Annotated in this window: 9 protein-coding genes; 2 read left to right on the plus strand and 7 right to left on the minus strand. The window is 42.8% G+C overall.

The window, feature by feature from the left end; translation table 11 throughout:
- Window positions 1-2: 2 nt before the first annotated feature.
- Both ACVBDU_RS18710 and ACVBDU_RS18715 read left to right on the plus strand, forming a co-directional pair.
- A complete protein-coding gene (locus ACVBDU_RS18710; RefSeq protein ID WP_447181250.1) occupies window positions 3-632 on the plus strand; it encodes a phosphoadenosine phosphosulfate reductase domain-containing protein in 630 nt (209 codons plus the stop codon).
- A gap of 156 nt (window positions 633-788) precedes the next feature.
- On the plus strand, window positions 789-2,240 hold the full coding sequence (locus ACVBDU_RS18715; protein WP_447181251.1) for an IS1182 family transposase: 1,452 nt from the start codon (window positions 789-791) through the stop codon (window positions 2,238-2,240).
- 329 nt (window positions 2,241-2,569) lie between these two features.
- Here the strand turns inward: ACVBDU_RS18715 and ACVBDU_RS18720 are convergent, their stop codons facing one another.
- The 7 genes from ACVBDU_RS18720 to ACVBDU_RS18750 all read right to left on the minus strand — a co-directional run bounded on the left by ACVBDU_RS18720 (window position 2,570) and on the right by ACVBDU_RS18750 (window position 12,038).
- Window positions 2,570-3,523: a hypothetical protein gene (locus ACVBDU_RS18720; protein WP_447181252.1), complete on the minus strand. Its 954-nt coding sequence runs from the start codon at window positions 3,521-3,523 to the stop codon at window positions 2,570-2,572.
- A gap of 57 nt (window positions 3,524-3,580) precedes the next feature.
- Window positions 3,581-4,003, minus strand: a complete 423-nt coding sequence (locus ACVBDU_RS18725; protein WP_447181253.1) for a hypothetical protein — start codon at window positions 4,001-4,003, stop codon at window positions 3,581-3,583.
- 3 nt (window positions 4,004-4,006) lie between these two features.
- Entirely contained in the window at window positions 4,007-4,675 is a 669-nt protein-coding gene (locus ACVBDU_RS18730; RefSeq protein ID WP_447181254.1) for a basic secretory protein-like protein, read from the minus strand.
- 96 nt (window positions 4,676-4,771) lie between these two features.
- Window positions 4,772-6,565 carry a RagB/SusD family nutrient uptake outer membrane protein gene (locus ACVBDU_RS18735; protein ID WP_447181255.1) on the minus strand — a complete coding sequence of 598 codons (1,794 nt, stop codon included), beginning with the start codon at window positions 6,563-6,565 and terminating at the stop codon, window positions 4,772-4,774.
- A 35-nt stretch (window positions 6,566-6,600) separates the two neighbouring features.
- A complete protein-coding gene (locus tag ACVBDU_RS18740) occupies window positions 6,601-9,939 on the minus strand; it encodes a TonB-dependent receptor (protein ID WP_447181256.1) in 3,339 nt (1,112 codons plus the stop codon).
- Window positions 9,940-10,145: 206 nt separating this feature from the next.
- Window positions 10,146-11,306, minus strand: coding sequence for a FecR family protein (locus ACVBDU_RS18745; RefSeq protein WP_447181257.1), 1,161 nt, complete (start codon window positions 11,304-11,306; stop codon window positions 10,146-10,148).
- A 162-nt stretch (window positions 11,307-11,468) separates the two neighbouring features.
- Window positions 11,469-12,038, minus strand: coding sequence for an RNA polymerase sigma-70 factor (locus ACVBDU_RS18750; RefSeq protein WP_447181258.1), 570 nt, complete (start codon window positions 12,036-12,038; stop codon window positions 11,469-11,471).
- Between the last annotated feature and the right edge of the window lie 70 nt (window positions 12,039-12,108).

The following is a 12,108-nucleotide window of genomic DNA, read 5'->3' on the forward strand; positions in this document are numbered from 1 at the left end:
TCATGGATTTAAAAAAGATAAACGAATTCCTGAAAGACAAATCTCCCGAAGAGATTGTGGAATGGGCTTTGGAAACAGCAAACCGCCCTGTGGTGACCACTAATTTCAGACCGTATGAAGCGGCTATTCTACATGCTGCTACCGCAGTGAAAAACGATATTCCCGTGATTTGGTGCGATACAGGATACAATACTCCGCAGACTTATAAACATGCGGAGAGACTTATAGAAAGCCTGGACCTCCGGATTCATTTATTTGTCCCTAAGCAAACTGCTGCGCATCGCGATGCGGTTATGGGGATACCGGATATAGATTCTCCTTTGCACAAAGAATTTACGGAACAGGTGAAACTGGAGCCTTTCCGGAGAGCAATGGAAGAGCACCAGCCGGATGTATGGTTTACCAACCTGAGAAAAGGACAAACGGCATTCCGGGATTCGCTGGACATTGTTACCCTGGGGAATGACGGGGTTATAAAGGTTTCCCCGTTCTTCTACTGGTCAGATGAACAACTGGATGAATACCTGGAAGAAAACGGCCTGGAAAACGAATTCAAATACTATGACCCGACCAAAGTTCTGGAAAACAGAGAGTGCGGATTGCATATACCTGCACAAAAGCAGGCCGTATAAGAGGATGCCATAATTTAATCCAGATATATAAAAGCCCGGGGGTACCATACGAGGGCACTGAAAAAGTCCTTATTAGTTAAGGCTAAAAAAAGAGCAGAAAAACTACGGTTATCTGCTCTTTTTTTGTACCTTAAATCAGGTTTTAAAAGGTACCCGATGCTTGCTTGCCAACAAAAGATCCAGTTCAGCACCTACTCGGGGTTGTATGATCTGATCGTTCCCAAAGATAACCTTCTCCGGAAGATCAATGACCTGATAGACTTCGGTTTTATATACGATGAGCTGCTTGAGAAGTACTGCCACAACAACGGACGTACAGCCGAGAGTCCTATCCGTATGTTCAAGTACCTGTTGCTAAAGACAATATATTGTGTTTCAGACGTAGATGTCGTTGAGCGCTCTCGCTACGATATGTCCTTCAAATATTTTCTGGAGATGGCACCGGAAGATGATGTAATCAATCCCAGCTCGCTGACCAAGTTCCGCAAACTTAGACTAAAGGATACGGACCTATTAAACCTCTTGATTAACAAAACAGTCTGTATTGCGATTGAAAAGGACATCATCAAATCCAAGTCGATCATCGTGGATGCTACCCATTCGCTGTCCAGATCGAACCCGCATTCTGCACTTGATGTCCTTAGAGAGCGATCAAAACTGCTTCGCAAAGCGGTTTATACCATAGACGGGGATATGAAGGGTCAAATGCCCGAAAAGAATGAGTCGAGTGACCTTGAGAAAGAGATTACCTATTGCAAGGAGTTACAGGAACGGATCGGGTCGGACAGGACCTTGAGCGAAATTCCTGCGGTCAAAGAGAAGTTGAACCTATTAAAAGAAACGGTTGAGGACACCCGGGAACACTATACGCTTTCCAAGGACATAGATGCCAAGATTGGCCATAAGTCAGCAGACAGCAAATTCTTTGGTTACAAGACCCATCTTGCCATGACCGAGGAACGTATCATTACAGCTGCCGTGGTTACCTCGGGAGAAAAAGGGGATGGTCCGGAACTACCCAAGCTTTTAGAGATCAGCCAGCAGAATGGAGTGGAAATAGATACGGTTATCGGCGATGCAGCTTATTCAGGTAAAGAAAATCTGAAATTGGGCGGCGACCAGGGTATCAGGATAGTTGCCGGGCTTACCCCTTCCATTGCCCAAGGCTCCAGAAAGGATGAAAAGATGTTCGATTACAACAAGGATGCCGGGATGTTTGTTTGTCCGGCAGGCCATCTGGCCATAAGAAAGGCCCGTCAGGGAAAGAAAGATAGGGGAAAAAATCAAGCGGACACTTATTACTTTGACGTGGAAAAATGCAAGGTCTGTCCCCAAAGGGAAAACTGTTACAAGCCCGGGGCTAAGAGCAAAACCTATTCGGTAACCATAAAATCTGACCTCCACAAAGAACAGATGGACTTTCAGGAAACAGAATATTACAAACAGAAAACCAAGGAACGATACAAGATAGAGGCAAAAAACAGTGAGCTAAAGAATGTACATGGATACGGACGGGCAAACTCCTATGGTATTGGGAACATGGAAATGCAAGGGGCGCTGGTAATCTTTACAGTAAACTTGAAAAGAATCCTGAAATTGATTAAATAAACCCGAAATCCGGGCTAAAATCCATCTGCTTACAACCTATTTGCCAAAAGATTGGAATCCGAGGGCACATACCGATCCCAAAATCAGGCGATGTCCCGAAATATTGAAATTGGGCAATAAAAAAACGATCAAGTAAAACTATGTTCTACTTGATCGTTTGTTAAGCCAGCTCACAAATGATGGACTTTTTCAGTGCCCTCGTACCATACTCCCGGGCTTTTTGTTTCTCCTCATACCTTGAATTCATACACGATCATTCCGAGGGATATCCGGCATAATGTACCGGATATTTTCTACCGGACAATTTTGTGGGAAGAAAAACTTTACCTTTAGTAGGTGATCCGGTGAAAAGTGCTTTTGGCTTCCGTGAGCTGGTTTTCCCATTCGTCAGACCACCCGAAAGCATTTTGGGCAAGAGGCTTCAGATCTGTTCCGGCGGCGCCGCTCCAGAAGTGAATGAATTCCCCCCAGTTCATCCTCCTGGAATAAGATTTTCCGTCTGCTGTTTTCGGGAAATGTGCTGCCAGGAGATCGAAGAAGCCGTTGAGTACGATTTCTTCCCCGTATTGGGAATAAATAGGGTAAAACCAATCCTTAAACCACTGGGTGTTTTCCCTTGGAAAATTGTCGTACTGGCCCATCATATCGTCATAAACCTGTTGTGCAAAATCATCTTTTCCGAGATTTTTGTAGACATCATAAATAAAAATCTCCGCCCATTTACTGTCTTTCCAGATATCCCATGCCGGAGACTCCTTAATTCCTTTGGCCGCACCCTCTACAATATGGCCCACCTCATGAACGAGCATGCTTATCCCTCCCGCCGGGGTTTCTTCTGTCCAGGTGAAAGGGCCGCAATCAATGACATTCCGGTAGTCGTGACTTGCATCAAAATAGGTAGAAGGATGTCCCCCGGAATATCTCCCGGTATGTAATACGGTAAATAATCTGGGGTCGTCACCAAAACTTCCGTAAGTGTTTTTTACATATACCCATACATCCGAAAGCAGCACATTGGGCCAGGTAACGGACCGGTCTACATCATCGTCAAAATACAGGGCCAGGTGGTCATCAAAGAAAACCCTTTTTACCAGCTGGTTGTGTTCAAACCAGTGTTCCTGCCAGGTTAACGGCGGATCGGGATAATCAACTGCCATAGCCAATTCCTCACTACTCAACGCAACGTTTTCCTTGCTTTCTGATGAAGAGCATGATGTCTGACATAAGCCGGGTACAGCAAAAACCAGAGCTAATGCGAATTTTGAAAAATACATAGTTTTCATGATTCGGAAATATTTAAAGGTTAATTGATAGGTTACGATTTTTTAGGTGACGGATCATCATGGATAAATAACAAATCGGATTTTGGTGCTGCTATCATTTTCAGGGGTGTAAGTCAGAGTAGTACTGCCCGATTTTCCTTCCATAATAATTTCGGAAACTGTGGCTTTCTCGTTTTCCTTTCTTGTCATGGCTTTAAACCTGGAAATACCATTTTCGGGGAATTTTTTCCATGCGCATTTCAAGGTTTGGATGATATGGCTTTCCAGGACTTCTTTTTCACCGCTGCGCGGATCGATGACAGTGACGGTGATTTTTTCACCATCCATAATTACTGTAGCGTCTATGGGAATCTCCAGGGTCCCGCTATCTTTGATCTCCTGGACCATACGGGAGCGTAAAGTCGTTTTTTCGTCACATTGCCCATGGTTCTTTAAGGGGAGGAGAGGAAACACAATAGTTATAAAGAGAAATTTTTTCATAGGTTAAGACAGTTTTGGATTTCTGATGTAAATTTTCCAAAGCATATCCAGCGAATGGCCGGTATGTTTTTTCCAGAAATTCCCGGAATACGTAGCGGTTCGCATCTGTCTGTCCAGCTGAACGATCAGGTTTTCCGTATACGTTTCGGACAGCCATAAGAGAAACCTGGCTGTAATTCTGTAGCTATTGGTATAGTGCTGCCCTTCCGTGTAATCCGGAAGAGACCAGCCGGAGCCTTCATTGTCTACACCGTATTTATAACGTACATAGTCGGCAATACCTTCGGTAATCCACCCCGGGCCGCTTCCGGAAGGGTAGGATTGTACGAGATGCATGACCTCATGGGTTATGACATCCGTATCTTTTGGTTTTTTCCGAAGCCAGGCAGCGCTGATGGTTATTTTACCGTCATGTGCATAGGCAACCCCGGTGTAAGCCGTATCGATCTTAACTTCTACACGCTTCGGGGATTTGGGATTGAATCTTTTTACCAGTTTCGGGTACACTTTAAAAAAAGTGCTTACCAGGCCTTCTTTTACTTCAGGGACAAGTCCGGAATCTTCATTTATGAATACCAAGGTTTTTCCTTTTTTTCGGAATGTTTCGGTTTGCTGAGCTGTTAGTTGCAATGCAAATAATGATAATACACTTAAAATGAATACTTTTTTCATGGGCATGTTTTTAAATAAATTCGAAAATGGAACCCAAAGAAATACGATTCTTCTTTGGGCTCCGGTATATAAAAAGAATTGGGTTCATATCCGGTATTACCACCCGGTATTTTGTACCAGTTTCGGGTTGGCATCGATTTCCCCCTGTGGAACAGGGAACAAATAGTGTTTCTTTTGAAATACCCGTGTTTCAAAGGTTATTACCCTGTAAAAATCTTCTTCGTTCGTCGCATTAATATCCATACTGTGAGCAGGGCCGTTCAAAGCATATTCAGCTTCTTTCCAGCGGATCAGATCAAAATACCTTACGCTTTCCAATGCCAGTTCAACTCTGCGTTCTTTGTGTATGGCTTGGCGTACGGCGTCCTGGCCTGTCGGTTCCGGCAAACCTGATGAGCCATATTCGGGAATTCCCGCTCTTTCCCTGATTAAATTAAGATATTCTAATATGTCCGGATTACCCGGGTCATATTCGTTTAATGCCTCCGCATAATCCAGGTAGATCTCGGCCAATCTGATCATAGGGATGGCCCGGCTGGTAGAACCGTCAGGAGCGATGTTTTTTCTTGCTATATAACCTGTCGGCGTATAGTCGTTACCTCCTCCGGAACCTTTTCCGGAATTTCCCGAATACCAGGTAGTCGTAATAACATCGCCATGATCTCTGTTTAACCATAAGGAATTATTGAAGGTAACACCGACATAGAACCGGGGTTCTCTATGGGCCCATTGTGCGAAAATGGTCCGGCTTTGGTCGTCATAAGGCGTTTGAAAATCTACAAAACCCGCAGACTGGTACCCGGATTCGGGGTCATCGATAGATCGCCCGTTCGCCGTAAAAAAAGCATCCACTAATTCCTGAGTAACTCCCAGTCCGCCTGCTCCTTTAACCCTGCTGTCTTCACCTGCATGATATGGTGTGCAATCATAATTGAGATAAAAAGTTCCCCTGGGACGTTCATAGATCATCTCTTCATTCCAATCGTTTAGCATTACATTTCTGCAGGACAGGTAGGCATTAATAGAGCCATCTTCATTATATTCTTTATACAAAGAGAAAGTTCCCGGAACAAATTCATCTATAAACGCTTTTGCCGCATCTGCAGCCATTTTCCATTTGTTCACATCCACGGACTGCGGAATTAAATTATTTCCTTCGTCGTCGCTTAAGCCTGCATAATCCGTATTGCCGTTAAATATCGGGCTGGCCGCAAATAAAAGTGCTTTTTCTTTAATAGCCAGGGCAAACGGGCGGCTCATTCTGCCGGCGTTACTTCCCTTAAAATTAATTCCATCTAAAGCCTCTGCTCCGGTTTCCAGCTCGCTGACAATATAACTTACCACCTCATTCACAGTGTTTCTCTTGAACTGAGATACATCAGAATCTGCATTTGTCGATTCATCCCCGAGTAAAATTACAGGTCCCCAGGAACGCAATAAGGCGTAGTAATAAAACCCCCTTAAAACATGAGCTTCTGCCGTGTATTGCCTGATATACGCTGCGCTACAGTCCTGACAGTTCTCAACGTTTTGAATAAAAGTAGAACACTCTCGTATGGCCCGGTAAAAATTACTCCATAATGTACTTATATTCCCGGTAGTCGGATTCCAGTCCCCTATATTTATATAATTGGATAAGGGGAATGACCAAACATATTCCCCTTCGTCGGAAGCTCCTGTCCACGGGCCGGAGTTTTGTGTTGTCGTATAACGTTGTGCATATTCATTAGGTAACCTTCTGTAGATGCCTGCAAGATATTCTTCTACGGTATTCCGGGCAGAAAAAGTTTCTTCAAAAGTAAGCCGATCATCGGGCACCTGATCCAGAAAATCATCATTACATGAAAAAATGAAAAATGCGGTAATCATTAGTATGACCAATTTTTTCATATTATTACATTTTAAGTGTTTTATCTTTATAACTGTTAGAATTGTAGATTGACTCCCAGAGAACATACAGAGATATTAGGGTATGCGCTACCGTTGGAAGTGTTTAATTCCGGATCCCACAACTTAAATTTGGTAAAGGTCAGTAAATTAGTACCTCTTAAATAAAATCGTGTAGTACCGATATGCCATTTGTCTGTAATGTTTTTGGACAACGTATAGCCTATTTCTGCGGATTTTAATCGAAGGAAATCGACGTCGCGCATCCACCAGGTACTGGATTGGGTGTTATTGTTTTGCGCTATTCCCGACGCCCCGTAGGACAATCTGGGATACATGGCATAAGGATCATCATTTTCAGGTGTCCAGCGGTTTATGGCAACCGAATATAAGTTTCCTCTTCCGGCATCTCCGTTAAAAGGCATAATACTATTGCCCGAGATTAAGCGGGAAGCATGAAATTGCCCTTGAAAAAATATACTGGCATCAAAACCTTTATATTCACCACCGAGACCAAAACCTATGGTTAACCGGGGAACATCTCCGTCGCCGATTAGCTGTCTGTCGTAAGCATCTATCTGCCCATCACCATTAAGGTCCTTGTATTTAATATCTCCCGGTTGTATTTGTCCGTATTGCGCGGGGAAACCATCATTTGCCGTAATATAACCGTCCCCGTCTTTATCGTCATCCAAGGTAAATAACCGTTCGGTAACCAATCCGTAAACTCCTAAAATAGGATTTCCCTGGCGGTTTAACCATGTATGAGGCTGTTCCGGTTGTCCGTTCTCTATAATTCTGTTTTCGTTGTAAGAGAATGTACCTCTGAAAGACAGGTTGAAATCATGGATAGCAGTATAATATTCTACCGTGCCGTCAACTCCTTTATTCTCTGTTTCTCCTATATTGCCATAAGGATCTGACACTAATCCTATATAATTAGGAATATCCTGACGTTGTAAGAATGCCCCTGTAGTGTGCTCTTTAAAGAAATCTACGGTTAATTTGAATTTACTGTCAAAAGCATTCAGTTCTAATCCTATATCCTGTTTTCTGGACTCTGCCCAGGTAACATCCACACCCTGATATGTTTCCCGTATACCATTGGTATAGCGGATGTTTTCACCAAAATCAAATCCGTAATCGCTGTGTTCTTCTACTCTGCTTTGGTAGGCAAAACGTCCTGCTCCGGAAGCTCCTCCCACTTTACCATCGGAATAGCGCAATTTCAGGAAATTAATAGTTTCGCTCCACGGTTCGAAAAATTTCTCGTTAGAGACCACCCAACCTGCCGCTACGGAAGGAAAAAAACCGTAACGCCTGTCCGGTGCAAAATTTTCCGAACCGTTATACCCTCCGTTTAACTCTAAAAAGTACCTGTTAGCATACGAATACGTAACCCTGGCAGCAAACCCTTGATTTCTGTATGGGATAGAACCTGTAAGATCATCGGCAAAAGCATTGACGTAATCCGTACGGTTAAATAAGATCAGGCCCCCGAAAGTATGATCTCCGAAAGTACGGTCATAGTCAAACGAAGTTTGTAAATAAAACCTGCGATTCCCTCCATTACCTCTGCTGTAACTTAGATAGTTATTTCCTTCATAAGTCATCTGTAAATTCAGTGTACCATCTTCATTGTAGGGGTTTGTCTGATCTACAAAATAAGTACTCTCTCTTTTAGATCTGGTAATGGTATGTGCGTTATAAGCATCAAATGAAAATAATCCGGACCATGTAAGCCCTTTAGTAATCAAATCCAAATCCTGAGTAATGTTTAAATTTGAATACAGCTGATTTCTTATTTCATTTTTATATCCCCGTTTGGTTAAATCGGCATACGGGTTACGCAAATCGCCATTGGCACTTTTACCGGGTACATACCCCCCGGGATACATAACCGGGTATTCTATCGGGGGGACTTCCAAAGTAGAATTAAAAATATCTTCAACATCGATAGCCGGATAATTTCCTTCGGATAAATAGCCCTGAATACCCAGGTTAACATGCGTTGTCTTTGTAATATCCAAAGTTAAATTGGTAGTGATATTATAACGTTTAAATCCTGTGTCCGAATCATAACTCTCCAGATCATCTGCAGTTTTAAACAATCCCGTTTCATCATAATAACTCAGAGATACGTAGTATTTTGCCTGTTCGGCTCCTCCATTAACATTTACATTTGCCTGTCTGTTTCTGCCTAAATCTTTAAATACCTGGTCAAACCAATTCACATTTGGGTATAGGAAAGGATCATAGTTTGATGCGGTTCTGTCTATGGTTTCCTGAGAATATACTGCTGTTCCTCCACGTGTGATATTTGCTTCGTTAGCTAAATTCATATAAGTAATTCCGTCCGCCAGTTTCGGCACCTGGGTGAAATAAGTAATCCCTTCGTTATAATCTACCTGCACTCTTGGTTTTCCTGTATTTCCTCTTTTGGTTTCTATGAGAACTACACCATTGGCACCTCTGACCCCATAAACTGCAGTTGCCGATGCATCTTTTAAAATAGTGAACGAGGCAATATCTCTTGGGTCTATATTATCCATAGACCGTTCCACGCCATCCACCAATATTAACGGTCCGTTTCCTGCCGAGGTAAATGTGGAAATACCCCGGATCCAGATATCTGCCCCGTCATATCCGGGTAATCCGGAACGTTGTACTCCTGTTAACCCTGCTACCCTACCGGCCAGGACAGTACTGATGTTGGATACCGGTTGCTTCAACTCATCTACATTTACGGAAGTCTGGGCGCCTACAATACTAATGCGCTTTTGTTTACCGAAAGCCACAGATACCTCTACCTCTTCAAGGGAATGTACTTCTTCCTGTAAGGTGATGTTTATATTGGTATTGTTTCCGCTTACCGGTACAGATTGACGGGCAAACCCGATATAGGTGAATAAAAGCGTATCTCCTTCTGCCGCGGCAATGGCATATTTCCCGTTTTCATCGGTTGTGGTCCCGGTTTGTGTGCCTTCTACAAGGATGGTAACACCCATAAGCGGTATCCCGTTCTGATCTGTGATGACTCCGGAAATTACCTCTTGTACCGGAGTTTCGGCATGATGGACAGGCTTAATGTCGGGCGTTATCTGACGGGTGAGAACGATCTGGTTTTCGATGATGGTAAAGGTAACCCGGCTGTTTTGGAACAACCTTTTCAGGATAACATCCACAGTTTCGCTTTCTGCTCTTAAAGAGGTCTTCTGAGAAAGGTTTATAACTTCCCTTTCAAAAAAGAACTTGTAATCGGTTTGTTTTTTGATCTCTTCCAGTACGTCGTTCAGCGTAACATTTTGAAGGTCAAATACCAGTTTTTTTTGTGCAAGACCGGAAGAGGCCGTGATCTGAAGCACGAAAAAAAACATTAAAAACACCGAGATTTTCATTCTTAGGCGATTAATTTTCATAATTTTGATAGAACTTATTCAATGGTTAGTCACTATAATTGTTAATAAGTTTTCTGAGGGGAAATGTTGGCGCATTTCCCTTTTTTCAGGCATATCAATCCGGATTATGGCTGAAAACAATTGGCGTTGTTTTTTACATCATAGGCATATGGTGTTTGTTATTTTTAGTTTTTATCTGAGTCCGGTTTTATCCGGATAATGTCACTCTCTATTTCGTAAGAAAAAGGTTTTCCTGTGGAAAATATTTTTAATACGTCTTCTACCGTTTCCTCGTTTATATCAAAATCTCCGTAAAAATGAGCATCCTGTAATCTCCTGTTTTGATTGATTACCTTTACACCGTAGCTCCTTTCTATCTTTTTTACAATGCTTTGAAAAGGTTCGTTGATAAAAAGCATTTTGCCGTTGATCCATGCGATATGACTTTCCACCATCACAGGATTTACGGAAAGTGTTTTCCCTTTTTTGTCAAACGAAGCCATTTCCCTTGGCACGAGTGTTTTTTCTCCGGTGACGGAAGCCACATGTACAGAACCTTTCACCAGTACTGCGCGTGCATGCCTGTCATCCCGGTATGCTGAAATATTAAACTCGGTCCCCAGTACTTTAATATCCATATCGCCGGTTTGTACGATAAAAGGGTGTGCGGTATCACGGGTGACCGAAAAGTAGGCTTCCCCGTCAATTATTTGTACCACCCGGTTTTTCCTGCCCTGGAAGGTCTCGGGATATTTTATCCTGGTTCCGGAATTCAAGTAGATATGTGTACCGTCCGAAAGTGTTAACTGAAACGTTTTAGCATGTGGAACAGTCAATAAATTATCTGTAACGGAATCCGTTTCCGGATATAGTTTCCGTTCGTACCGGAGCGCATTTTTTTCCTGGACGACCACCTGTCGGCCATCCTTTCCGGTAATGATATCTACATCTTTTTCATTCAGTTCACGAACAGTACCATCTCCCAGTTGCAGCGTGATCTTCGGAGATCCCGTATCCGTATTCCGGTTGTTCCGGGAGGTATATATGCCATAACCGGTGGCTATTATTCCCAGGAAAACAGCAGCGTACTTCATCCATGAGCGGAGGAAAATAACCCGTTTCCGGGGAAAATTCATCCGCTTTTTTAAGGCGTGAAGCGCTTTTTTTTCATCCAGATCGACTTCTTCAAAAGAGGAAGCGACGTTGCGGATATCCCGAAGGTGTCTGAGAAATGGCTTCAGGGCCGGATCTTCTTCAATGCTTTTGGCCAATACCTGTTCTTCCCTGAAATTAAGAGGGTGATTGAGAATTACTTTAATGTATATTTTTTCAATTTCGGAGGTCATTCCGGTGTGTCTTTTGTTAATAGAGTTAAAAAAGAAGAAATGATGTGAACGTATTTTTGATTTTTTTTCGAAATTTAAAAACCCGCTCCCGATACGGGGTATGTGTACGTGCTGAAAAACCCGGTAATATCCGGAGTCTCGGACATTTGGAGATAATGATGGTTACGTCAGTACAAAATCATTTCTTTTTGTCAGCAAAAGGAAAAAGAGGGACGGATGCAATTGTTCCCGGAGTAATTTGAAGGCCCTGGTCATATGAGTTCTGACCGTATTGATGGATACCCCAAGGTCTTCTGCCGTTTCTCCATAGGTTTTTCCGTATATGCAACAATGGGTGAATACTTCCCTGCATTTTTCAGGAAGACTGTTTATTGCCTTATATATAATTTCCTTGCGGTCCAGTTCACGATACGGCAGTTCTTCCGGGATATTGTTTTCTAAAGCCGGTTCCGAAACGACTTTTTTCTTTTGGTTTACGTGTTTTAATGCAGAATTTCTCACTGCCCGGAACACATAAGCCGAAAGATCGGAAGTAATGGAGAGATAGCGTTTTTTTTGCCAGAAGTCCAGGAAAAAATCCTGTACGATATCCTTGGCGGTATCCGGGTCTTTAACGATGCTGTTTGCCCACAGGAGGATAGGACTGTAATAATAGGAAAAGAAGATCTCGAATGATTGCTCATTACTTTCATGCTTCAGGTCGTATAGGATATCCTTTGGCGATTTTTTCATCGGTTAAAGTTGGCATGATGACAAATATAGTTATTTTAGTTACGTTGCAAATATGGGTGTATATCCACCT

The organism is Sinomicrobium endophyticum (assembly GCF_052983315.1).